Source organism: Nocardioides bruguierae, from assembly GCF_023554635.1.
Classification (GTDB): Bacteria; Actinomycetota; Actinomycetes; order Propionibacteriales; family Nocardioidaceae; genus Nocardioides; species Nocardioides bruguierae.
Window position 1 is genome coordinate 120,671 of sequence record NZ_JAMJPH010000020.1, and the last position, 24,356, is coordinate 145,026.

At 74.7% G+C, this 24,356-nt stretch carries 18 protein-coding genes and 1 riboswitch; of the genes, 10 read left to right on the top strand and 8 right to left on the bottom strand.

Features of this window, described 5'->3' with window-relative positions:
* Positions 1-2: 2 nt before the first annotated feature.
* On the bottom strand, positions 3-782 hold the full coding sequence (locus M8316_RS11055) for a sortase domain-containing protein (protein WP_250054554.1): 780 nt from the start codon (positions 780-782) through the stop codon (positions 3-5).
* On the bottom strand, positions 746-1,612 hold the full coding sequence (locus tag M8316_RS11060) for an LLM class F420-dependent oxidoreductase (RefSeq protein WP_250054556.1): 867 nt from the start codon (positions 1,610-1,612) through the stop codon (positions 746-748). The genes M8316_RS11055 and M8316_RS11060 overlap by 37 nt, the downstream gene beginning before the upstream one ends.
* 47 nt (positions 1,613-1,659) lie before the next feature.
* Between M8316_RS11060 and M8316_RS11065 the strand changes: the two genes are divergently transcribed.
* On the top strand, positions 1,660-2,820 hold the full coding sequence (locus M8316_RS11065) for an alanine racemase (RefSeq protein ID WP_250054558.1): 1,161 nt from the start codon (positions 1,660-1,662) through the stop codon (positions 2,818-2,820).
* A 23-nt stretch (positions 2,821-2,843) separates the two neighbouring features.
* Entirely contained in the window at positions 2,844-3,575 is a 732-nt protein-coding gene (locus tag M8316_RS11070) for a peptidylprolyl isomerase (protein WP_250054559.1), read from the top strand.
* Positions 3,576-3,608: 33 nt separating this feature from the next.
* Here M8316_RS11070 and M8316_RS11075 read toward each other — a convergent pair whose 3' ends face one another.
* The gene (locus M8316_RS11075; RefSeq protein ID WP_250054561.1) at positions 3,609-4,070 is read right to left on the bottom strand and encodes an OsmC family protein; all 462 of its coding nucleotides are present in this window, start codon (positions 4,068-4,070) and stop codon (positions 3,609-3,611) included.
* A gap of 133 nt (positions 4,071-4,203) precedes the next feature.
* On the opposite strand from M8316_RS11075, the gene M8316_RS11080 reads away from it, so the two are divergent.
* Positions 4,204-4,488: a Fe-S cluster assembly protein HesB gene (locus M8316_RS11080; RefSeq protein WP_250054562.1), complete on the top strand. Its 285-nt coding sequence runs from the start codon at positions 4,204-4,206 to the stop codon at positions 4,486-4,488.
* Between the two features lie 99 nt (positions 4,489-4,587).
* On the opposite strand, the gene M8316_RS11085 is transcribed toward M8316_RS11080, so the two are convergent.
* Positions 4,588-6,354, bottom strand: a complete 1,767-nt coding sequence (locus M8316_RS11085) for a hypothetical protein (RefSeq protein WP_250054791.1) — start codon at positions 6,352-6,354, stop codon at positions 4,588-4,590.
* Positions 6,355-6,539: 185 nt separating this feature from the next.
* Here M8316_RS11085 and pepN point away from each other — a divergent pair, with 185 nt between their 5' ends.
* On the top strand, positions 6,540-9,074 hold the full coding sequence (gene pepN / locus M8316_RS11090; protein ID WP_250054564.1) for an aminopeptidase N: 2,535 nt from the start codon (positions 6,540-6,542) through the stop codon (positions 9,072-9,074).
* Positions 9,075-9,079: 5 nt separating this feature from the next.
* Positions 9,080-9,970, top strand: coding sequence for a formate dehydrogenase accessory sulfurtransferase FdhD (locus tag M8316_RS11095; protein ID WP_250054566.1), 891 nt, complete (start codon positions 9,080-9,082; stop codon positions 9,968-9,970).
* Between the two features lie 227 nt (positions 9,971-10,197).
* Here M8316_RS11095 and M8316_RS11100 read toward each other — a convergent pair whose 3' ends face one another.
* Positions 10,198-11,289: an NAD(P)/FAD-dependent oxidoreductase gene (locus tag M8316_RS11100; RefSeq protein ID WP_250054568.1), complete on the bottom strand. Its 1,092-nt coding sequence runs from the start codon at positions 11,287-11,289 to the stop codon at positions 10,198-10,200.
* A gap of 74 nt (positions 11,290-11,363) precedes the next feature.
* Here M8316_RS11100 and M8316_RS11105 point away from each other — a divergent pair, with 74 nt between their 5' ends.
* The 5 genes from M8316_RS11105 (at position 11,364) to M8316_RS11125 (ending at position 19,734) form a co-directional block, all read left to right on the top strand.
* Positions 11,364-12,569 (top strand): exonuclease SbcCD subunit D, encoded by a 1,206-nt coding sequence (locus M8316_RS11105; RefSeq protein ID WP_250054570.1) that lies wholly within the window; start codon positions 11,364-11,366, stop codon positions 12,567-12,569.
* Complete coding sequence (locus M8316_RS11110) at positions 12,566-15,673, top strand: AAA family ATPase (protein WP_250054572.1); 3,108 nt, start codon at positions 12,566-12,568, stop codon at positions 15,671-15,673. Before M8316_RS11105 ends, M8316_RS11110 begins: the two co-directional genes overlap by 4 nt.
* A 49-nt stretch (positions 15,674-15,722) precedes the next feature.
* Positions 15,723-17,255, top strand: coding sequence for a TldD/PmbA family protein (locus M8316_RS11115; RefSeq protein ID WP_250054573.1), 1,533 nt, complete (start codon positions 15,723-15,725; stop codon positions 17,253-17,255).
* On the top strand, positions 17,252-18,670 hold the full coding sequence (locus M8316_RS11120; RefSeq protein WP_250054575.1) for a metallopeptidase TldD-related protein: 1,419 nt from the start codon (positions 17,252-17,254) through the stop codon (positions 18,668-18,670). Before M8316_RS11115 ends, M8316_RS11120 begins: the two co-directional genes overlap by 4 nt.
* Before the next feature lie 110 nt (positions 18,671-18,780).
* On the top strand, positions 18,781-19,734 hold the full coding sequence (locus M8316_RS11125; RefSeq protein WP_250054577.1) for a glycosyl hydrolase: 954 nt from the start codon (positions 18,781-18,783) through the stop codon (positions 19,732-19,734).
* 88 nt (positions 19,735-19,822) lie between these two features.
* On the opposite strand, the gene gcvP is transcribed toward M8316_RS11125, so the two are convergent.
* The 3 genes from gcvP to M8316_RS11140 form a co-directional block, all read right to left on the bottom strand.
* The gene (gene gcvP / locus M8316_RS11130) at positions 19,823-22,702 is read right to left on the bottom strand and encodes an aminomethyl-transferring glycine dehydrogenase (protein ID WP_308195998.1); all 2,880 of its coding nucleotides are present in this window, start codon (positions 22,700-22,702) and stop codon (positions 19,823-19,825) included.
* A 72-nt stretch (positions 22,703-22,774) separates the two neighbouring features.
* Positions 22,775-22,882, bottom strand: a riboswitch (glycine riboswitch).
* Positions 22,883-23,016: 134 nt separating this feature from the next.
* A complete protein-coding gene (locus M8316_RS11135) occupies positions 23,017-23,613 on the bottom strand; it encodes a MerR family transcriptional regulator (RefSeq protein ID WP_250054579.1) in 597 nt (198 codons plus the stop codon).
* Positions 23,614-23,818: 205 nt separating this feature from the next.
* A complete protein-coding gene (locus M8316_RS11140; RefSeq protein WP_250054581.1) occupies positions 23,819-24,292 on the bottom strand; it encodes a bifunctional nuclease family protein in 474 nt (157 codons plus the stop codon).
* Positions 24,293-24,356 lie beyond the last annotated feature (64 nt).

Consider the following 24,356-nt stretch of genomic DNA (forward strand, 5'->3'; position numbering starts at 1 on the left):
GCTCAGGCCCGCCGGACCGCCACGAGCACGCCGATCTTGTCGATCCGGTGCTCGGGGTTGCCGAAGCGGTCCGACCAGTCGTTGCCCTCGGCGCGGTCCTCCGGGGTGCGGCAGGTGGAGAGCGTGATCATCGCCCGCGTGGCCTCGACGCCGGGCCGGCCCGGCACGGCCGCCCGCTGCGCCCGCAGCGACGCCGGCTCGCGGAAGGACGTGATGCGGGTGCGTCGCACCTCGTAGACGTAGGTGCGCCGGCCCACCGTGACCGTCACCCGGTCGCCACGTCGCACCTCGTCGAGCTCGAGGAAGGCCTGCGTGGACGAGAGCCGGTGCGCGGTCACCTGGTAGTTGCCGATCCCACCCGGCCCGGTGCCGCCACGGGGCTCGTGGGGGCTCGCCGCCACCCCGCCGTCCTGGATCTCGGTGCCGGGCGCGTCGTCGGTCCGCCCGCGGTACGGCACGACCACCAGGTCGCGGACCCCGGCGGACGGCACGCTCAGCACTGCGCGACGCGGCCGGCCGTCGGAGGCCAGGGCGGTCGCGGGGTCGACCTCGGTCTCCGCCGAGGACGTGGCCGGGGTGTCGGGCGTGGCGGAGGCTGCCGGGGTGACGGGGCTCGTCGCGGCCCGACCACCGGAGTCGTCGGAGTCGCCGGCGCTCGTCGGGGCCCGGCCACCGGGGTCGGCGTCCGTGCCGGTGCAGCCTGCCGCCAGGACGGTCAGCAGGCCGGCGGCGGCGAGGGCGCCCCTCAGAGGGACTCCAGGCGGGGCAGGACGTCGGCGCACAGCCGCGTCGTCCAGCCGACCGGGTCCTCGGCGGGCGGCACGAGGCAGACCATGTCGACGCCCAGGGCGGCGAGAGGCTCCATCTGCGCCACGAAGGCGTCGGGCTCCGCCACCGGGTCCGCCTGCACCATCACGGTCCTGGTGATCGTGGCGGGGTCGCGGTCGAACCTCCGGCAGTGCTGCGCCAGCACCTCGAGCTTGTGGGCGATCGCCTCGGGGTCGCTGCCGAACAGGTTGCAGGCGTCGGCGTACTGGGCGACCATCCGCAGCGTCTTGCGCTCCCCCGACCCGCCGATGAGCACCGGCGGGTGCGGCGTGGAGACGTTGGTCGGCCGGCTGACGGGCTCGGCCAGCGAGTAGTGCCTGCCGCGGTAGGGCGTGTCGTCGTCGGACCACATGGCCCGCGCCACCTGCAGGGTCTCCTCGAGCCGCTCGAACCGCTCCTTGAGCGGCGGGTAGGGCACGCCGAGCCCGACGTGCTCACGCTCGTACCAGGCCGCACCGATGCCGAGCATGGCCCGACCGCGGGAGAGCACGTCGAGGGTCGTCACGGTCTTCGCGAGCAGGCCCGGGTGCCGGTAGGTGACGCCGGTGACCAGCAGGCCGAGGCGCACCCGCTCGGTCAGCGCGGCGACGTGGCCGAGGGTGGTGTACCCCTCGAGCATCGGTTCGGCGGGCCCACCCAGCGGCTCCATCTGGAACCAGTGGTCCATGACGGTGAACCAGGCGGCGCCACCCTGGTCGGCCGCGCGGGCGGTGCCGACCAGACGGTCGACGATCTCGGCCTGGTCGGCCCCGGAGAAGACGGCGTAGTGGATTCCGAGCTGCACGCTCCGACCGTAGCCCTCCCCGCCAACGCAGCCACTACGGTGAGGCCGTGCCCGTCCCACCCACCCCGCACCTGCGCGTGGACCCGGTGCGGCTGCGCCGCAACGTCCGGCGGGTCGCCGACCGGGCGGCCGCCGCCGGCGTCCTCCTGCGCCCGCACGCCAAGACCCACAAGTGCCTGGAGGTCGCGCGTCTCCAGCTGGCCGGCGGGGCCGCCGGCCTCACGGTGGCCACGGTCGGCGAGGCCGAGGTCCTCGTGCGGGCCGGCGTGCGCGACCTGTTCCTGGCCTACCCCGTCTGGGTCGACGACGACCGCGCCGACCGGCTGCGCGCGCTGGCCGAGCACGCCCGGGTCGCGATCGGGGTGGACTCGGTGATGGGCGCCGCCAACAGCGGCCGACGCCTGGGCGGCTCGGGCGTCGAGGTGCTCGTGGAGATCGACTCCGGCCACCACCGCACGGGCGTGGCGCCCGCGGACGCGGGTGAGGTGGCCGCGGCCGCTGCCCGTGCCGGGCTGCCGGTGCGCGGCGCGTTCACCTTCCCGGGGCACTCCTACTCCCCGGACGCACCCGGTGCCGCGGCCGTCGCGGAGCGCGAGGCGCTGCTGGCGGCCCGGCTGTCGATGGAGGCAGCGGGCGTCCCCGTCCACGTGCTCTCCGGCGGGTCCACCCCCTCATTGGCAGCATCGTTGGACGCGGCCCTGGGCGGGTCCTTGGCCGGGTCCTCGGGCGGATCCTTGGGTGCGCCCCCGGGTGCCTCCGGTCCGGGCGACGCCGGGGCGGACGATCCCGGGCTCGCGCGCGTGCAGTGGGAGCAGCGTCCCGGCGTCTACGTCTTCAACGACGCCCAGCAGTGGGAGCTGGGCACCTGCGAGCCCGGGGACGTGGCGCTGACCGCGCGGGCCACGGTGGTCAGCCACGCCTCGGGTCGCCTCGTGCTGGACTCCGGGTCCAAGGTGCTCGGCGCCGACCGCGCACCGTGGGCCACCGGCTGGGGCCGTCTCCTCGAGCGCCCGGACGCGCGGATCGTGCAGCTCTCCGAGCACCACGCCGTCGTCGAGATGGAGGGGGTGCTCCCCCGCATCGGCACGCAGGTGGACGTGGTGCCCAACCACGTGTGCAACGCCGTGAACCTCGCGGACGCCCTCTGGGCCGACGAGCACGGCGGCCTGCACCGCTGGCCGGTGGCTGCCCGCGGGCTCAACGGCTGAGCCGCCCACCTACGATCGGCGCCATGACGCCCCGCACCCGCCTCCGTCGCAGCCTCGCCACCTCCGCCGTCCTGCTGGGGCTCACCTCCGCGCTGGCCGCGTGCGGCGGCGACGAGCCCTCGGACGACGCCGGCGCGTCGGCGTCGGCGTCGGCCGACAGCAGCGGGGACGGACGCAGCGGCACCATCGAGGCCGCCGGCGACGGCTGCGGCTACTACGAGACCGGTGACGCCGCGCGTGACGTCGAGCTGCCGCCCGCCGAGCCGACCGTGTCGGGGTCGGTGACCGCGGTGCTGAGCACCAACTACGGCGACCTCACCCTCACCCTCGACGCGGATGGCAAGCCGTGCACGGTCGGGTCGTTCGTGTCGCTGGCCGAGCAGGGCTTCTACGACGAGACGCCGTGCCCCCGCGTCACCACCTACGACACCTTCGGGGTGCTCCAGTGCGGCGACCCGACGGGTCTGACCAGCGGCGGGCCGGGCTACCTCATCCCCGACGAGATCGACGGCACCGAGACCTACGAGCGTGGTGTGGTGGCCATGGCGAACGCGGACAGCGCCAACACCGGTGGGTCGCAGTTCTTCCTCGTCTACACCGACAGCGACCTGGCCCCCGACTACACCGTCTTCGGCACCATCGACGACGCCGGCCTGGCGGTGCTCGACGAGATCGGCGAGGCGGGCGTCGAGGGTGGCGCGCAGGACGGCGCCCCGGCCCAGGCCGTGGACATCGAGTCGGTCACCATCGGCTGACGCCCCGGGCCACGGCGCCTTTCACGGTGCCGGTCACTCCCCCGTCGTCCGGTAGCGGACGTGGTCACCGACGGTGACCGTGCGCCCGACGGTGCAGAGCCGGTCCTCGATCATCCGCACGGTGCGCTCGAGCACCGCGCGCGCCGCGTCCCCGGCCTCGCCTTCGGGGAACGCGACGTCGAAGGTGACCTGGAGGTCGCTCATCCGGTTGCCCTGCTCGTCGCGGACCTTGTGCCCCTCGGCGCGGGCCCGCAGCGACGTGGCGGGCGCCCGCTTGCCGGTGATGAGCGCGAGGTCGATGGCGCCGCAGCCGGCCAGGCCGGCCAGCAGCAGCTCCACCGGGGTGAAGTCGGCGTCGTCGCCCGCACCGACCCGCAGCTCACCGCCACGACGGTTGGTGGCGCGGTAGTGGTCGGGGTCGGTCTGCTCGAGGTCGACCCAGCGGTGCGTGGGTTCGTGGACGACGGCGTCGGCGGCGGTCAGGTCAGGGGCCATGACCCGAGCATGGCACCGAAGGATGCACCCGCCACGGGCCGGTCGACACGCCCGGGTGAGGCCGTCGGCTTGAGTGTGTCGCCGTCGTCCGCAACGGTGGAGTCGTCACTGCACCCGATCGGAAGGCGAGTCCATGCTCACCCTCACCGAGAACGCGACGACCATCCTCAACCAGCTCAGCGCCTCGCCCGAGCTGCCCGACTCCGCCGGCCTGCGGATCACCTCCGAGAACGAGGCCGACCCCAGCTTCTCCGCGACCATGGCCACCGCCGCCGAGCCCGGCGACCAGGTCGTCGAGCAGGGCGGCACCACCGTCTACCTCGACGAGCGCGCCGCCCAGGTGCTCGACGACAAGATCCTCGACGCCTCCGTCGACCAGCAGGGTCAGGTCGAGTTCGCCCTCGGCGTGCAGGGCTGACGCCCCGCACCGAGCACGAGGACCGGTCACCGGTCGCAGCACGAGCCCCCGGCACCACGGTGCCGGGGGCTCGTGCGTTGCTGGGTCAGCGACGCGGGATCAGCGACGCGGGGTCGAGACCGAGATGTACTGCCCGCCCCGGACGATGCCCTGGCGCGGCAGGTCCGTGACCACGGTGGTCCGCCCGGCGCCGCGCATGCGCAGCTCCAGCTGGACCTGGTCGTTGCGGACACGGTCCTCGACCTTCTGGGCGAACTTCTCGATGGTGCCGGCGCGGCTGCGCTGGTAGACGCTGTCGCCGCCACGCACGTAGAGGTAGCCCCAGCCACGACCGGTGTCGTCGATGTCCACCGACAGCGGCAGCCGGGCCGTGCGGTCGCCGTTGCGGACCACCACGCGCAGCTTCAGCGTGCCCTCCGTGACCTTGAGGCTCTTGCGGTCGCTCACCGGCGTCCACTCCCCGCCCTTGCGCTGGTCGACCCGGAGGATCGACCAGGTCTGCGCCTCCGTCGAGACCTGCTCGGCGGTGACGTCCACGGCGTCGACCTCGACGCCGTCGATCCGGTTCAGGTAGTAGGCGAGCGAGGCGACCTCGTCGGCGGCCTGGTAGCTGCTCCACCAGCTGGAGCCGGCGAAGACGTTGCTGCCGGAGAAGGCGAACGGCTCGCCGTCGGCGGTGCCCGTCATCGTCCAGGCCTGCTCCTGCGTGCCCATCGGGTCGCCGTCGAGCACGACGTCGGCGCCGGTGTAGCCGGAGTAGAAGACCACGTCCGGCAGGTAGTCGGACTCGTAGACGTCGGTCGACAGGTCCTGGGTGGTGCTGCCGGCGGTGAAGGCGCTGGTGACGGTGGCGGCGTCGGGCAGGGTGCCCAGCGTGCCGGTGATGCCGGTCATCCGGTCCTGCTCGATGGTGCCGACCGGGTCGCCGATGTTGGCGACCTTGAACGGCGCCCACGCCGAGTCCGGCTGGACGTAGACGGCGTCGGCCGGGTGCAGGCCGTAGGTGACCTCGCCGCCCTGGACGAGCGGGTGGCCGAAGCCGACCAGCTCGCCGCCGCAGACCGACGTGGTGGTGCCGACGCCGGCCATGGTGATGTCGCCGTAGGCGACCGAGGCGGCCAGGTTGCCGCCGGCGGCGACGTCGTCGACGGTCACGTCCGCGGCGCGGGCTCCGACGGTGCCGTCGGCGGAGAAGGTGCGGCTGCGCAGGGTCAGGCCGTGCTTGGCCGCGGCCTTGCGCACGCGCCCGAGCTCGGAGGTGTCGACGCCGGAGAGCGTCAGGCCGGAGCGGAGGATGCGGAAGCCGCGCTCGGCGTCGGTGCGGCTGGCGCCGTCGTCCGCGCGGGCGATCTGCTGGGCGGTCTTGCCGTCCACGCCGACCCGGGCGGGGGCGGTGGGCATGTGGGTGTCCATGTCGGCGTAGGGGGTGACGCCGGCGATGGGGCTGGGTCCGTAGGAGAGGCCGTAGGCCACGGCGCCGACGATGTTGCCGTCGGCCGGGTCGCCGAGGTAGACCGGCGAGCCCGACATGCCCTGCCAGATGCCGCCGATCTCGTCCATGGCCGGGTTGGCACCGGCTCCGCCGAAGTCGATCATCACCATGTCCACGCCGGGGGCGATGCCGTCGGTGATGACGCCGAGGACCGTGCCGGGGAACTCCTCGGGGGTGGTGCCGGCGGTGACGCTCAGGGCGGTGACGGCGTCACCGCGGCTCAGGCCGCTGACGTCGACAGGGCTGGCGCAGTCGGCGGCAGCGTCGGCGACGGCGGGGGTGCCGAGACCGGTGACGGCGAGGGGGGTCAGCAGCAGCACGCCAACGGTGGCAGCGGCGGCCAGGCCACGAGAGGGGGAGAGTGCACGCGACATCGCGGCTTCCTTCCTGGAGGGACGCCCGAGCGGCGTCTTCATTGCTCAGACGCGCAGCATGACGGTTCGGTTGCCCCCGCGAGCAGAAATCCACAGAAATGTTCGCAAAGCGCTGACAGACGTGTCCCCACCCCCGGACGGGCCCACCCTCCCCCACCGTCCGGCGCGGCACTAGCCTCGCCCTCGTGCCCGACCAGTCCCCCGCCTCCGGTCCCGGGTCCGCCGCGGACCCCGGCCGTCCCCTGTCCCTGCGCCGCGCCGAGGCGGTCCACCGTGCCGGCCTCCTGGAGGTCGAGTCCTACGACCTGACCCTGGACCTGACGACGAGCGAGGAGACCTTCGACTCGCTCACGCGGATCGTGGTGACGTCGGCCGGCGGCAGCACGTTCCTCGACCTCAAGCCCACGTCCCTGCGCTCGGTGCACGTGGACGGTGCGCCGCTGGACGTCGCGCTGCTCCAGCGCGGCCGCCTCCCGCTCGACCTGCCCGCCGGCCGGCACGAGGTCGTCGTCGACGCCGTCATGCCGTTCCGCAACGACGGCGAGGGCCTGCACCGCTCCGTGGACCCCGCCGACGGCCGCCACTACGTCTACGGCATGTCCTTCATGGACGCCGCCCCCACCGTGTTCGCCTGCTTCGACCAGCCCGACCTCAAGGCGCCGTACACGCTCCACGTCACCGCACCGCAGGAGTGGACCGTCGTCGGCAACGGGGCCGCCACGCAGGTGGAGCCGGGCCGCTGGGAGCTGGCCACGACGCAGCCGCTCTCCACCTACTTCGTCACCCTCGTCGCCGGGCCCTACCACGTCGTCCGGGACACCCACGACGGCATTCCGCTCGGCCTGTCCGCCCGCGCCAGCCTCGCCGGCGCCCTCGAGGCGGACGCCGAGGAGCTGCTGACCCTCACCCGCCAGTGCTTCGACGAGTTCCACCGCCTCTTCGGCATCCGCTACCCGTTCGGCGAGTACAACCAGGCGTTCGTGCCGGAGTTCAACGCCGGCGCCATGGAGAACCCGGGCTGCGTCACGTTCCGCGACACCCTCGTCTTCTCCAGCCGCACCACCCGCGGCATGCGGACCCAGCGCGCCATCACGGTGGCGCACGAGATGGCGCACCAGTGGTTCGGCAACATCGTCACCCCGCGCTGGTGGGACGACCTGTGGCTCAACGAGTCCTTCGCGGAGTACATGGGCAACCGCGTGACGGCGTCCGTCACCCAGTTCGACGAGGCCTGGGTGCTCAACTCCTTCCAGCGCCGCCAGTGGGGCCTGCTCGCCGACCAGCGCCCGACCACCCACCCGGTGGCGGGCAACGGCGCCGACGACGCGCTCGAGGCGCTGCAGAGCTTCGACGGGATCTCCTACGCCAAGGGCTCGGCGATCCTGCGCCAGCTCAACGCGCGTCTGGGCGACGACGTCTTCCTCGCCGGCGCCGTCGACCACTTCACGCGGCACCGCTTCGGCAACGCCACCATGCACGACCTCCTCGGCTCCTGGGAGCGCGCCGGCGCCGCCGACCTCGGCACCTTCTCCGACGCCTGGCTCACCACCGCCGGCCCGGACCTGCTCGAGGTCGACCGCACCGCGGGCGTCCTGCGACGCACGGCCCCGGCCACCGCCGAGGGCGTGGCGCCGGCCGAGCGCACGCACGCCGTGAGCCTCCTCGTCGCCGCTCCCGGCGACGGCGCCGAGGGCGGCAGCGTGCACGAGGTGCAGGTGGACGCGGCGCAGGTGCCGGTCACCGTGCCGGACGGAGGCGTCGTGCTGCTCGACCCGGTGGAGGCCACGTGGGCGGCGACGCTGCCCGACGCCACCACGGTGCCGCTGCTGCCGGCGCTGGTCTCGGCCACCGAGGACGCCCGGGTGCGCGCCGCGGTCTGGAACCAGCTGCGCTCGGGCGTGCACCACGCCCGGGTGGACCCCGACGCGGCCGTCGACCTCGCCGAGGCCTGGCTGCCGGTCGAGACGGTCGATGCGGGCCTCGTCTACACGTTCCCCTGGGTGCTCAGCTACCTCCCGCACACCAGCGACCCCGCCACGTCCGCCGACCGGCTGCAGGAGGCCGCCCTCGTGGCCGCGCGTGGCGCGGAGCCCGGCTCGCCGCTCCAGCTCGCGGCGTTCCAGTCCGCGATCGGGGCCTGCCGCGCCGCCGACCTGCTCGTCGCGTGGCTCGGCGGCGAGCGGCTGCCGGAGGGCGTGGACGTGGACCTGGAGCTGCGCTGGCGGCTGCTGGTGCGGCTCGCGGCGCTGGGCGCGACCGACCGGGCCGCGCTCGACGCCGCGCTGGACGCGGAGCCGACCGCGGTCTCCCGGGTCGAGCACACCCGGGCCGTGGCGTCGCTGCCGACGGCCGAGGCCAAGGCGTTCGCCTGGGAGCGGCTCACCGGTGCGGTGAGCGTGCCCAACTACGAGCTCACCGCGGCCGGCGACGGCCTGTGGCGCAGCGGCACCGACGGACCCGACGGCGTGGCGCTGCCCTACGTGCAGGAGTTCGCAGCCCTGGTGCCGACCCTGCCGGACGTGCACAGCGGCTGGGTGCTCGCCACCGCGGTCGAGGCGTTCTACCCGCGCTCGTCGGTGACCGCGGCGACGGTGACGGCCATGACGACCCTCGCGGCTCGCGACGACCTCGACGGCTCGGTGCGCCGACGGCTGCTCGACGCCACCGACGAGCTCACCCACCGGCTCGCCGTGCGCCGGGCCTTCCGCGGGGAGGACTGACCCCGGTGAGCGACGCCGACCTGCCGCACGACCTGCGCGCCTCCCTGCCCCGCCCGCCGGGGCCGACGACCCGGCGCCGGGTCGCCGAGCACCGCGTGGGCGAGGACGGGGCGGAGCAGGTGCGTCGGCACGAGGACCGGCTGGTCACCGAGGAGCCGCTGGAGCTGCGGGGCACCTGGCCCGGCCAGCCCGGACGCCGGCTGTGGGTCACCATGCGCACCCCCGGCCACGACTTCGAGCTGGCCGCGGGCTGGGCGCGGCACGAGGGGCTCTTCGACGACCGCGACGTGGCCGAAGGGGCCCTGGCCGCGGTCGCCTACTGCACCGACGTCGACCTCGAGCCCGAGGAGGCGTTCAACGTCGTGACCCTGCGGCTGGCCCGCGCCCCGCGCAGCGAGCCGTCGACGCGGCACGACGCGCTCTCGGCGGGCTCCAGCGCCTGCGGGGTGTGCGGCGCCGACTCGGTGGCCGACGCTCTCTCCGGGGTCACCGGGGCCGGGTGGGACGGCGAGCGCCCCGGCGCCACCGTCGTCCGGGGGCTGCCGGACCGGTTGCGGGAGGCGCAGCAGGTCTTCGCCCGCACCGGCGCCTCGCACGCGGCCGGCCTGGCCACCGCCGACGGCGAGCTCCTGGTGGTGCGCGAGGACGTCGGGCGCCACAACGCGCTCGACAAGGTCACCGGTGCCCGGGTGCTGGCCGGAGAGCCGGCCGCGGGCGCCTGCCTCGTGGTGAGCGGCCGCATCGGCTTCGAGCTGGTGCAGAAGGCCGTGGCGGCCGGGGTCGGCGCCCTGGTGGCGGTGGGTGCGCCCACCTCGCTGTCCGTCCGGCTCGCGGCCGAGCACGGCCTGGACCTGTGGGGCTTCACCGGCCCGCGCCGGGCCGTGCGCTACGCCTGAGGCCGACCTCGAATCGGGCGACTGACCGGGTCCGGACGCACGACGAGGGCCGGTCCCGCGACGCTCCCCAGCACGCGGATCCGGCCCTCGTCACCACCAGGCCTGTGGCGCAACCCCCCAGCCCGCCACATGACCTCGTCAGGTCCGTGCGCCCGCCGGAGCGGACGACCTCGGTGCGACCAGTGAACCGTTCCAACACGGCCAGGTCACGCGCTTTCGCAGCCCCTTCACGCAGGACGGGACCTTGGTCCCTGGCCGGAGAGACCCTGGTCCCGGACGTCGCGCAGTCGGGCGCCGACGGCGGCCGCGCACCGCTCCCCCGACAACCACGCGGCCTCCACCCGCGGCTTCCTGGACCAGCCGTCCCCGCAGGCCGCCACCGCACCGTGCGCGACGGGGTGCAGCCAGTAGGCCGCGTCGTGCCCGTCGACCGGCCGCGCCAGCCCCCAGCGGTGCACCCAGGCGTCCTCGGGCGCGGGCACCCCGAGCAGCTCGGTCAGTGCCTCGAGCACCGGGCCGAGCGCGGCCCCGGGGTCGTCCAGGTGGTCGCGGGCGAGCCCGGGGGTCGAGTGCGCGACGAGCACCGGGGCGTCGTCGCCCCGGCGTCGGCCGTCGTCGGCCACCCAGGAGAGCACCGGGTGGTCGTTGACGAACAGGCCGTCCGGCAGGTCCGACCAGCACCGCTGCGGCCAGCGTGCGGCGACCGCCATGATGGGCTCGCTCTCCCCGTCCAGGGCCGTGCCGGCGTCCCTGAGACCGGGGCCGAGCAGGCGCCGCGCCTGGGTGTCGGGCATCGCCAGCACGACCCCGTCCCAGGTCTCGCCGTCGACCACCGGGCGGCCGTCGGGGCCGGCGTCGACGCGCTCCACGGTGACGTCGAGGTGGACGTCGAGGTGCCGGGCGAGGTCCTCGGCGAGGCCGCGCAGGCCACCGGGCGCCGCCCAGCGCACGGGCCCGGTCGTGGTGCGGCGGGACGCGGCCTCGGCCACCCCGAACGTGTCGGTCCAGCGGCGGGCCAGCCCGGCGACCTCCCACGCGGCCACCACCTGGTCGAAGCCCTCGCGAGCCCCCTCCTCGGAGACGGTGAGGTAGGACGCGCCGTGGTCGACGGGCCTGCCGTCCCAGGTGCGCGATGCCAGGCGTCCACCGACCCGTCGTCCCCGGTCGACCACCCGCACCTGGAGCCCCTCGCGGTGCAGGGCCCGCGCCGTCGCGAGCCCGGCGACGCCGGCCCCCACCACGAGCACGCGGGCGGGCGCCCCGTCACGGGCACCCTCGGGCGGCGGGGTCAGGTCGTCGGCTGCGTCACGAGGCTCCACGCCCTCCACCTTCTCCCGCCGCTGGTCGGCGTGGGTCCACCCCGTTGTCGGTGGCGGCCCCTACGGTGCTTCGCGTGCGCCTGCTCCACACCTCCGACTGGCACCTCGGCCGGTCCTTCCACCGCGAGGGGATGCTCGACCACCAGGCCGCCTGGGTCGACCACCTCCTCGAGGTCGTCGCGGCCGAGGAGGTCGACGTCGTGCTCGTCTCCGGGGACGTGTACGACCGTGCGCTGCCGCAGGTCGACGCCGTGCGCCTGGCGGACGAGACCCTGGCACGGCTGGCGGCCTCGCGGGCGCGGGTCGTGCTCACCAGCGGCAACCACGACTCCGCGCAGCGGCTCGGCTTCGGCTCCCGCCTGGCCGACGCGGCGGGGGTGCACCTGCGCACCCGGCACACCGACGTCGGGGTCCCGGTGCTGCTGGAGGACGAGCACGGCCCGGTCGCCGTCCACGGCCTTCCCTACCTCGACCCCGAGGGGACCCGCACGACGTGGGGGCTGCCCGCCCGCTCGCACGAGGCGGCACTGGGCGAGGCGATGCGTCGGGTCCGCGGCGACCTGGCCGGGCGCGGTGGCACCCGCTCGGTCGTGATGGCGCACGCCTTCGTCGCGGGCGGCGTCGAGCGCGACCCGTCCCTGGAGTCCGACTCCGAGCGGGACATCTCCGTGGGCGGCGTCTCGATCGTCCCCTCCTCCACCTTCGCCGGCAGCGACTACGTCGCGCTTGGCCACCTGCACGGGCGGCACGTGCTCGACGAGCGCGTCCGCTACTCCGGGTCTCCCCTGGCGTACTCGTTCTCCGAGGCCGGTCACACCAAGGGCAGCTGGCTCGTCGACCTGGGTGCCCCGGCCGAGGGTGGCGCCGCCGTCTCCGCGACGTTCGTACCCGCGCCTGTCCCCCGGCCGCTGGCCAGGCTCCGCGGCACCCTGGACGAGCTGCTGAGCGACCCCCGGCACGCGCACGCGGAGGACGCCTGGGTGCAGGCCGTCCTCACCGACGAGGGGCGGCCCGCCGCCGCGATGGACCGGCTGCGCCGTCGCTTCCCGCACGCCCTGGTGCTCTCCTTCGAGCACAGCGCCGCCCCCGTCGGCGGTCTGCCCGCCGCGCCCTCGAGCGGCCGCAGCGACCACGACGTCGTCGCCGAGTTCGTCACCGCGATGCGCGGGCGCGCCCCGGAGGCGGACGAGGCGGCGCTGCTGCGCCGCGCCGTCGACGCGTGCTGCGAGGACCCGGACGCCGACCCCGTCCCCGCCGCCCCCGAGCAGGTGGGCGCGTGAGGCTGCACCACCTGAGGGTCACCGCCTTCGGCCCGTTCGCCGACACCGTGGAGATCGACCTCGACCGGCTGTCGGAGGCCGGCCTGTTCCTGCTCACCGGCCCCACCGGGGCGGGCAAGACCAGCGTGCTCGACGCGGTCTGCTTCGCCCTCTACGGCCAGGTGCCCGGTGACCGCAACGCCGCCAAGCGCCTGCGCTCCGACCACGCCGCCCCCGGGGCCAGGCCCGAGGTCACGCTCGAGGCGACCCTGGCCGGGCGCCGGTTCCGGCTCGTCCGCTCCCCCGCGTGGGAGCGGCCCAAGCGTCGCGGCACCGGCACCACGCCCGAGCAGGCCTCGGTGAGCCTCTCCGAGCTGGTCGACGGAGCCTGGACGACCCTCTCGACCCGCCTGGACGAGGCCGGCCAGCTCGTCACGGGGCTCGTCGGCATGAACGCCGGCCAGTTCACGCAGGTCGCGATGCTGCCCCAGGGCCGGTTCCAGGCCTTCCTGCGGGCGTCCTCGGCGGAGCGGCAGAAGCTCCTGCAGGAGCTGTTCCGGACCGGTCGCTTCGACCGGGTGGAGAAGTGGCTGGTCGAGGAGCGCACCACCCTGCGACGTCGCAGCGAGGCCGTGCACGACGAGGTCGCCGACCGCGTCAGCCGCCTGAGCGAGGCCGCGGCCACCGCGCTGCCCGGCGGCTGGGACCTGCACGACCTGGGCCCGGAGGCGGACGCCGGCACGCTCCTGCCCTGGGCCGTGGCGCTGCGGACCACGGCGGCCGAGCGGCTCGGGGCCGCCACCACCCGCGTGGCCGAGCACGCCGCCACCGAGCAGGACGCACGCACCGCGCTGGAGGAGGCCCGCACGGCCGCCGAGCAGGGCGGCCGCCGAGCGGCTGCCCTGGCCGAGGAGGCGCGGCTCGCTGCCGCCGCGCCCGCCCGTGAGGCCGACCGGCAGTCGCGGGAGGCTGCGCGTCGGGCCGCCCCGGTCGTGGTGCTGGCCGACGTCGAGCGGCGCGCGAGCGCGGCGCTGGCCGCGGCCGAGGCCGAGGCCGGCGCCGCTGTCGCGAGGGCCCTGGCCCACCTGCGCCAGGCCCCCGGGGAGGACCACGTCGACGCGGTGCTGGAGTCGGGCCTGGTCGACGTCGGTCACGCCCTCGCCGGTCTGCGCCCCCTGGAGCAGCGGGCCGCCCGGCTCGCCGCCGCCTCGGCGCGCTTCGGCGACCTGGGCCGCGAGCGCCGCGACCTGCTCGAGCGCACGCAGGACCTGGCCGCCGAGGCCGAGGACCTGCCGGTCCGCCGTGTGGCCGCGCAGGAGTCCGTGGCCGAGGCGGAGCGGGCCGCCGTCGTCCTGGAGTCGGCGGAGAAGTCCCTGGCCGAGCTGCGCGAGCGGCAGCGGGCCCGCGTCGCCGCCGCCGGCCTGGTCGAGGAGCACGAGGCCGCCCACGCCCGCTGGCTCGGCGCGCGCGAGGCCGTGCAGTCCGCACGCGAGCGGCTGCTGGAGGTGCGCGAGGAGCGCGTGTCCACGATGGCCGCCGAGCTCGCCGTCGGGCTCGCCGTCGGCAGCAGCTGCCCCGTCTGCGGCTCCTGCGAGCACCCGCACAAGGCGGTGCGTCCCCACGGCGTCGCCGACGCCGTCGCCGAGAAGGCGGCCCAGCGCGCCCTGGACGACCGCAACGGTGAGGAGGCCGGGGTCGCCGAGCACGTCCGCAACCTCGCCAGCCGCCGCGACCGTGCCCTCGCCCTCGCGGGCGACCTCGATGCCGAGACCCTGGCCACCCGGGTGGTGGAGGCTCAGGAGCAGGTCGCCGCGGCCCGCGCCGGATCAGCCGCGCTCGCCGCGGCCCGTGAGCGCCTGGAGACGCTGGAGACGCGCCTGGAGGCGGTGCGCGCCGAGGGCGCCACCGTCCGCGAGCAGCTGGCGGCGGCCACGTCCGAGCGTCAGTCGTGCAGCCGCGAGATCGCCGACCTCGAGGGCGAGCTGGCCGTCGGCCTGACCACCGCCGAGCGGGTCCTCGAGGGCCGTACGCCGCAGCCCGAGGACGGGGTGCTGGACCTCGCGCTGCCCTTCGACGAGCCGGACCAGGACGATGCCGGCCCCGCCGAGGCCGCCCGGCTCCGACGGCTCACGCGGGACCTCGAGGCGCGCCGGTCCGGCCTGGAGTCGGCGCGCTCGGCCCGCGCCCGGCTGGTGCGTGAGCGTGCCGCCTGCGCCACCGCCCAGGAGGACCTCGCCAGGGCGCTGGCCGAGCACGCCTTCGAGGACGCGGAGCAGGCCCGTGAGGCCGCGCTGCCCGAGGCCGAGTGCCAGGCCATCGACGAGCGCTTGGCGGCGCACGCCACCAGCCGCGGTCGCGTGGCCGAGGTGCTGGCCGACGTGGGTCGCGAGGGCGCGAACGTGCCCGGGCCCGAGGCACTGGCGGGGCTCGCCGCCGCGCACCGCGAGCAGCACCGTCTCCTGGAGGAGGCCCGCGTGGCCTCCCAGCGCGCCACGCAGCAGTGCGGGCGCCTCACCGAGCTGGTCGGCCTGCTGGAGGAGCGCCTGGACGCGTGGGCGCCCGTGCGGGCGGAGCACGCGCTGGTCTCCCGCGTGGCCGCGTTCGCGGAGGGCAAGTCCGCCGACAACGCCCTGCGCATGCGCCTGTCCGCGTTCGTCCTGGCCTACCGGCTCTCCCAGGTCGTCACCGCGGCCAACGCCCGCCTCGGTGCGATGACCGACCACCGGTTCGCCCTGGAGCACACGGGCGAGCGGGGCGCCGGCGAGACCCGCGGCGGGCTCTCCCTGCTGGTGCGCGACGACTGGTCGGGCGAGGCCCGCGACCCCGCGACCCTGTCGGGCGGCGAGACGTTCGTCGTGAGCCTGGCGCTGGCCCTGGGGCTGGCCGACGTGATCACCGCCGAGGCGGGCGGCACCTCGTTGGAGACGCTCTTCGTCGACGAGGGGTTCGGCTCGCTGGACGCCGAGACCCTCGAGGACGTCCTCGGCATCCTGGACTCGCTGCGCGAGGGCGGCCGGGTCGTGGGCGTGGTCAGCCACGTCACCGAGATGCGCGACCGCATCCCGGCGCGCCTGGCGGTGCACAAGACGCGCACGGGCTCGGCCGTGGAGCTGCAGGGCGTCTGACGGCCCGGCGGGCCGACGTCCGGGCGGGCGGCCCGGTAGGTTCGCGACCATGAGCGGACCGCAGGTCGACCCGAGCTTCACCGCACTCCCCTACGAGCGGCTCGCCGAGGCGGCGCTCCAGCGTGCCGACGCCCTCGGCGCCAGCCACGCCGACTTCCGGTTCGAGCGGGTGCGGTACCAGCACCTGCGCGCCCGCGACGGCGTCCTCCAGGCCGCCAGCGACTCCGAGGACCTCGGCTTCGCGGTCCGTGTCGTGCACCGCGGCACCTGGGGCTTCGCCTCCGGCGTCGTGCTCACCGAGGACGAGGCCCGCCGCGTGGCCGAGGAGGCCTGCGCGGTCGCCGAGGTCGCCTCCGCGATGACGCCGGAGCCGGTGCGGCTCGCGCCCGAGCCGGTGCACGTGGCGACCTGGGTCTCCGACTACGAGATCGACCCCTTCGAGGTGAGCATCGCCGAGAAGGGCGCCGTCCTGGTCGGCTGGACGAACGCCCTGCGCGAGGGGGCCGCGGTCGACCACGCCTCGTCCTCGCTGCTGCAGGTCAAGGAGAACAAGTTCTACGCCGACCTCAACGGCACCCGCACGACGCAGCAGCGGGTGCGCCTGCACCCCGAGGTCGAGGCCCACGGCTCCAGCGCGGACGCCTTCGACTCCATGGCCTCCATCGCGCCCCCGGTGGGTCGCGGCTGGGAGTACGTGGTCGGGTCGCCGTCCGGTGACGCGGGTGCCACCTGGGACTTCGACGCCGAGATCGCCGAGATCCCCGAGCTGCTCGCGCAGAAGCTGAAGGCGCCCAGCGTCGAGGCCGGCAGCTACGACCTGGTCATCCACCCCTCGAACCTGTGGCTGACCATCCACGAGTCCATCGGGCACGCCACCGAGCTGGACCGGGCGCTGGGCTACGAGGCCAACTACGCCGGCACGTCGTTCGCGACCCCCGACCTGCTCCACACCCTGCGCTACGGCAGCGGCGTGATGAACGTGACCGGCGACCGCACCCAGAGCCACGGCCTGGCCACCGTCGGCTACGACGACGAGGGCGTGCAGACGCAGTCGTGGGACATCGTCCGCGACGGCACCCTGGTCGGCTACCAGCTCGACCGGCCGATGGGGGCGATGCTGCCCGAGCTCAACGAGGGCCGCTCCAACGGCTGCGCCTACGCCGACTCCCCCGGCCACATCCCCATCCAGCGCATGGCCAACGTCTCGCTCCAGCCGGCGCCCGACGGCCCGAGCACCGACGAGCTGATCTCGCGGGTCGAGCGCGGCCTCTACGTCGTGGGCGACCGCTCGTGGTCGATCGACATGCAGCGCTTCAACTTCCAGTTCACCGGCCAGCGCTTCTACTCCATCGTCGACGGCGAGCTGGGCGGCATGGTCCGCGACGTCGCCTACCAGGCCACGACCACCGAGTTCTGGGGGTCGATGGAGGCCGTCGGCGGCCCGCAGACCTACGTGCTCGGCGGCGCGTTCAACTGCGGCAAGGCCCAGCCGGGCCAGGTGGCGGCGGTCTCGCACGGCTGCCCCAGCGCCCTGTTCCGCGGCGTCAACATCCTCAACACCACCCAGGAGGCGGGCGCGTGAGCACCCTGATCACTCCGGCCGCTACCGGCCCCGTCAGCCCGCAGGACCTGGTGGAGCACGGCCTGGCCGCCAGCACCGCCGACGACTGCGTCGTCATCCTGGCCGACCACACCAGCGCCAACCTGCGGTGGGCCAACAACACGCTGACCACCAACGGCGTCATGCACGGCGTCACCGTCTCGGTGGTCTCCTACGTGCGGACGCCGGCGGGGGTCTGCGTCGGCACGGTGGCCGGCACCGCGGCCTCGCGCGAGCAGGTCACCGCGCTGGTCGAGGCCGCGGACCGCGCGGCCCGGGCCGCCGATCCGGCCGAGGACGCCGGGGACCTGCTCGGTGAGCGTGCCTCGTCCGACTGGGCCGACGCGCCGGTGCCGACCGACGTCCACGTCTACGACGTCTTCGCCCCGGCGCTGGGCGAGGCGTTCGGCCGGGCCCGCAGCGCCGACCGGGTGCTCTACGGCTTCGTCAACCACGAGATGACCACCACCTACCTCGGTTCCACCACCGGGCTGCGGCTACGGCACGTGCAGCCCACCGGCCACTACGGGTGCACCGGCAAGGACGCCGCGCTCACGCAGTCCGCGTGGACCGGCGGCGCCACGCGTGACTTCACCGACGTCGACGCCCTCGCCATGGACGCCGAGCTGGAGAAGCGCCTGGCCTGGGGCGAGCGGCGGGTCGACCTGCCCGCCGGCCGCTACGACACGATCCTGCCGCCGACCGCCGTGGCCGACCTGATGATCGACGCCTACTGGTCGGCCGGTGCCCGCACCGCCCACGACGGCCAGTCCGTCTACTCCCGCCGCGGTGGCGGGACGCGGGTGGGCGACCGGATCGTCGCCCCCGGCGTCACACTCGCCTCCGACCCGGCCGCGCCCGGGCTGGAGTGCGCGCCGTTCGTCAGCGCCACCTCGTCCTCGGACCTGGACAGCGTCTTCGACAACGGCCTGCCGATCGAGCGCACCGAGTGGGTCAAGGACGGCGTGCTGTCCTCCCTCATCGCCACCCGCCACTCCGCCGGGCTGACCGGCCTCCCGGTCGCCCCCATGACCGACAACCTGCTGCTCGAGGTCGAGGGCGGCACCGGCACCGTGGAGGACCTGGTGGCCGGCACCGAGCGCGGCCTGCTGGTCACGTGCCTGTGGTACATCCGCGAGGTGGACCCGCAGTCGCTGCTGCTGACCGGCCTGACCCGCGACGGCGTCTACCTCGTCGAGGACGGGGAGATCACCGGCCTGGTGAACAACTTCCGGTTCAACGAGTCCCCGGTCGACCTGCTGCGCCGGTTCACCCACGCCTCGGCCACGGTCCCCTCCTTCAGCCGCGAGTGGGGCGACGACTACTTCAGCCGCACGGCCACCCCGGCCCTGCGCGTCCCGGACTTCAACATGTCGTCCGTCTCGCAGGCGCGCTGAGCCCTCAGCGCCCTCGGGTTCGGTCACCAACCCGGTCTCGGAACCGGTTCCAGCACCAGGTTGGTGACCAAACGTGACGCGGTGGCGTCCGCCGGACCTACCATCGCGGCGTGATCCGCAAAGTCGCGACCGGCCTGACGGCCGCCCTGCTGCTGGCGCTCCCGTCAGCCGGGACGCCGGCAGGTGCCGTGACGCTCCCGGGCGCCGGCACCAGCGGGGCGGACGTTATACCTTTGAGGGGGACTGCCTCCGCTCCGTATGACGTCCGCCGATCCCCTCGCACCGGCACCGGCACCGGCACCGCCACCAGGGCGGCCGAGGCGTCCGGCCGTGGGGTCACCGTCTGGCAGCAGCGAGGTGTGACGCGGGCGCTGCGCGACTCCGGCGCCACCTGGTTCCACACCTGGACCGCCGACCGGCCCTCCTACCTGGGCCGCACCGGGGCCGCCTTCGTGCCGATGCTGTGGGGCGCCGGGTCGGTGACCGAGGAGAACCTCCGGGCCGCCGCCGAGCACGGCGCGTGGCTCATGGGCTTCAACGAGCCCGACCTGGAGGGTCAGGCGGACATGACCGTGCGACGTGCACTGCGGCTGTGGCCCCGCCTGGAGGAGACGGGGCAGCACCTGGTCAGCCCCGCCGTCGCGTACGGCGGCGCGGACGAGGGTGGGTGGCTCGACCGGTTCATGACCGGCGCCGCCCGGCGGGACCTGCGCGTCGACGCGGTGGCGGTGCACTGGTACGGGGGCGACTTCGGCCCGCGACGGGCGACCCGGCAGCTGCGCGAGTACCTCACCGCCGTCCACGACCGGTACGGCCGGCCGGTGTGGCTCACCGAGGTGGCGCTCATGCGGTTCACCGCCGACGGCGCCGAGGTGCCCCGTCCGAAGGTCCAGGCGGCCTTCGTGCGACGCGCCACGAGGATGCTCGACGCCCGGCTGTGGCTGCGCCGCTACGCCTGGTTCTCGCTGTCCACGCCCACCGAGGGCGGTACCGGCACCGGCCTGTACCGACCGGCCCGCAGCGGCGTCCGACCGACCACGGCCGGGCGGGCCTACCGCCGGTGAGAGGGTCAGGTTTGGTCACCAACCCGGTGTCAGCGGCCGCCGAGGACCGGGTTGGTGACCAAACCTGGGGCCAAGCCCAGCCCGCGGATCAGGCGAACGCCTCCGGGGGCGGGCAGGCGCAGACGAGGTTCCGGTCGCCGTAGGCCTGATCGATCCGGGCGACGGCGGGCCAGTACTTGTCCTGGACGCCGTTGGGGCCCGTGAGGCCGCCGGGGAAGGCCCCCAGCTCGCGGCTGTAGGGGCGGTCCCAGTCCTCGACGAGGGTGCGGGCCGTGTGCGGGGCACGGCGCAGCGGCGAGGACTCGACGTCCCACTCCCCCGCGGCGACCCGGTCGGCCTCGGCCTTGATGGCGATCATCGCGTCGCAGAAGCGGTCGATCTCGCCGAGGTCCTCGGACTCGGTCGGCTCCACCATCAGGGTGCCGGCCACCGGGAACGACATGGTCGGGGCGTGGAAGCCGTAGTCGACGAGCCGCTTGGCGACGTCGTCCACCGTCACGCCCGTCGCCTTGGTCAGCGGGCGGACGTCGAGGATGCACTCGTGCGCGACGAACCCGCCGGCACCGCGGTAGAGCACCGGGAAGTGCTCCTCGAGCCGGGCGGCCACGTAGTTCGCGGCCAGCACGGCGGTGGCCGTGGCCCGGGTCAGGCCCTCGGCACCCATCATCCGCACGTAGGCCCACGAGATCGGCAGGATGCCGGCCGAGCCGTAGGGGGCCGCCGAGATCGCGCCGACGCCGGCGCGCTTGGCGTCCTCGGGGTGCGCCTCGTGGCTGGGCAGGAAGGGGGCGAGGTGCTCGCGCACCGCCACCGGGCCCACGCCCGGGCCGCCGCCACCGTGCGGGATGCAGAAGGTCTTGTGCAGGTTCAGGTGACTCACGTCGCCGCCGAACTCGCCGGGCTTGGCGTAGCCGAGCAGCGCGTTGAGGTTGGCCCCGTCCACGTAGACCTGGCCGCCGAAGGAGTGCACCGTCGCGCACAGCTCGGTGATGGTCTCCTCGTACGCCCCGTGGGTCGAGGGGTAGGTCACCATGATCGCGGCCAGCGTGTCGGCGTGCTTCTCGCACGCCGCGCGCAGGTCCTCGAGGTCGACGGCGCCGTCCTCGGCCGCCTTGACCACCACGACGCGCATGCCGGCCATCACCGCGGACGCGGCGTTCGTGCCGTGCGCGGAGGACGGGATGAGGCAGACGTCGCGCTGCTCGTCGCCGCGCGAGCGGTGGTAGCCACGGATCGCCAGCAGGCCGGCGAGCTCGCCCTGGGAGCCGGCGTTCGGCTGCACCGAGACCTTGTCGTAGCCGGTCACCTCGGCCAGCCAGCCCTCCAGGTCGTCGACAAGGCGGCGGTAGCCCGCCGCGTCCGAGGCCGGGGCGAAGGGGTGCAGGTCGGCGAAGCCGGGCAGCGAGACCGGCTCCATCTCGGTGGTGGCGTTGAGCTTCATCGTGCAGGAGCCGAGCGGGATCATGCCGCGGTCCAGCGCGTAGTCGCGGGCCGAGAGCCGCCGCAGGTAGCGCAGCATCTGGGTCTCGGAGCGGTGGCTGTGGAACACCTCGTGGGTCAGGTAGTCCGTGGTCCGCGCGAGGGACGCCGGCAGGGCCGTCGCCGGCTCGACGGCAGCGGGCGTGACGCCGAACGCGGCGTGCACGGCGCGCAGCGTGGCGGGGCCGCTGACCTCGGAGAACGACAGCCCGACCGTGTCGGCGTCGACGAGCCGCAGGTGCAGGCCCTCCGCGTGGGCGGCCTCGAGGACGGCCTCGGCGCGACCGGGGACGTTCACGGTGAAGGTGTCGAAGAACGCCTGCGTCGGCACGTCCAGCCCGGCCGCGCGCAACGAGCCCGCGGCGCGGGCGGCGAGGTCGTGGGTGCGGGCCGCGATGGCGCGCAGCCCGTCGGGGCCGTGGTGCACCGCGTACATGGACGCCACGACCGCCAGCAGCACCTGGGCGGTGCAGATGTTCGAGGTCGCCTTGTCCCGACGGATGTGCTGCTCGCGGGTCTGCAGGGCGAGCCGGTAGGCCGGACGACCCTCGGCGTCAACGGAGACCCCGACGAGGCGACCGGGCAGGTGCCGCTCGAGGCCGGCACGCACCGACATGTAGCCGGCGTGCGGGCCGCCGTAGAACAGCGGCACCCCGAAGCGCTGGGAGGACCCGACCGCGACATCGGCACCGAGCGAGCCGGGCGACTCCAGCAGCGTGAGCGCGAGCAGGTCGGCCGCGACGACCGCGAGGCCGCCGCGCTCGTGGGTCTCCTCGATGACCGTGCGCGGGTCGCGGACCTCACCGGACGCACCCGGGTACTGCACGAGGACGCCGGAGACCGGGCCCTCGGGCACCGACGCCAGGCCGCCGGCCAGGTCGGCCACGACGACCTCGATCCCCATCGCCTCGGCACGGGTGCGCACGACGTCGATGGTCTGCGGCAGGGCGTCCGCGTCGACGACGAACGGGCCGGACGCCTTCCGGTTCGCGCGGCGGACGAGCGTCATCGCCTCCGCGGCCGCGGTGCCCTCGTCCAGGAGCGAGGCGTTCGCGGTCGGCAGGCCGGTGAGGTCGCCGACGACGGTCTGGAAGTTGATCAGCGCCTCGAGGCGTCCCTGGGAGATCTCGGGCTGGTACGGCGTGTAGGCGGTGTACCAGGACGGGTCCTCGAGCACGTTGCGACGGATCACCGGCGGCGTGATCGTGCCGTGGTAGCCGAGGCCGATCATCGGCTCCAGCGCGGTGTTCTCCGCGGCCAGGGCGCGCAGCTCGCGCGCCGTCTCCAGCTCACCCAGCGGCTCGGGCAGGTCGAGGGCACGCACGGTGCGGATGGCGCCGGGCACGGCCGCGTCCATCAGCGCCTCGAGCGAGTCGCCGCCGACCGCCTTGAGCATCGTGGTGACGTCGACGTCGGTGGGGCCCACGTGCCGGTCGGCGAACGACTCGGCGGGGCGGGAGACGATCGGGGTGGAGTCAGAGGTGCTCACGGGGCTCCTGGGGGCGCGGACGACACGGGCGCCTCCCCCTCTGTCGGATCGTCGGTGACCCTCCAGAGTTGCCTGACCTGCGCGGTCCTGGGTGCCTGAGAGGTTCCGGGGAGGGATTGCCCCTTCGGCGCCCCGCTCACGCACCGGGGTGCGTGGCGGGAGCTCTCCCGCGCGGGATGAGCAGCGGGCCCGAATCTACCAGCCCGGCGGGCGTGCTCCGGACAGCACGACACCCGCCTGCCGGACCGGACGTGCCGGTCGGGCGGGCGGGTGTCGAGCGGTGCTGCAGGTCCCCGGGCGGGCAGCCGGTGGGCTCAGCCAGCGCTGCGCTTGGCCCGACGGGCGGCGAGCTCGTCGGACGGCGAGGCCGCGGCGTCGTCACCGGTGCGCTCGGAGGGCAGCTCGGCCAGAGTGCCCTCGATCTCGCGCCAGACACCGCCGATGGCGATGCCGAAGACGCCCTGACCGCCCTGGAGCAGGTCGATGACCTCGTCGTTGCTGGTGCACTCGTAGACCGACGCGCCGTCGCTCATCAGCGTCACGCGGGTCAGGTCGTCGGTGCCGCGCTCACGCAGGTGCAGGACCGCGGTGCGGATCTGCTGCAGCGAGATGCCCGCGTCGAGCAGGCGCTTGATCACCTTGAGGATCAGGATGTCGCGGAAGGAGTAGAGCCGCTGCGAGCCCGAGCCCTTCGCGCCACGCACGGCCGGCTCCACCAGGCCGGTGCGGGCCCAGTAGTCGAGCTGGCGGTAGGTGATGCCGGCGGCGTTGCAGGCGGTCGGCCCGCGGTAGCCGAGGTCGCTCGGCACCGGCGAGACGTCGTCGGTGAAGAGGAGCCCCTGCTCGTCGGCGGCGTGGGCGGCCTCAGCCGCTTCCGCGCTCTCGCGCAGCTCCTGGTCGTGCTCGTTCACACGAATCCTCCGTGGGTCTACTCCGTTGAGCGTAACCCCCGGGGAAGGAGCCGTGACCCGGACGAGCCACAGCGATGGAGTTACAACGAAGACAGGGAAGAAACTACGGCCGTGTCAGCAGGGGGGTCAAAGACCATCCCGGCGTGTCGAACCCTCAACCTGAAGTTGATGGTGAGTCTTTACCCTCGAGCCCCGGGACGGGGGCTCACTCCGAGGGCGACTCGAAGTCCTCGGGGCTCACGTGGTCGAGGAACTCGCGGAACCGCTCCACCTCGTCCTCCTGCTCGGCGGGCACCGCGAGGCCGGCCTCGTCCAGCACCTCCTCGGCGCAGACGATCCGGGAACCGGTGCGCAGCGCGAGCGCGATGGAGTCCGAGGGGCGGGCCGAGACCTCGGCGCCCGAGGCCAGCACCAGCGTCGCGAAGAAGACGCCGTCCTTGACCTCGGTGATGCGGACCTCCTCGAGGCCGTTGTCGGTGGCCTCCAGCACGTCCTTGAGCAGGTCGTGGGTCAGCGGACGCGGCGGGGTGACCCCCTGCTGCGCGAACGCGATCGCGGTGGCCTCCACGGCCCCGATCCAGATGGGCAGGTACCGCTCCCCCGTGACCTCCCGCAGGAGCACGATGGGCTGGTTCGACGGCATCTCCACCCGGACACCCATGACATCGACCTCACGCACGCGACCACCCTACTCGGCGGCGGTCGTGGGTCGACCCCACCCGGGCGAGGGCGGGTCGGCTCCC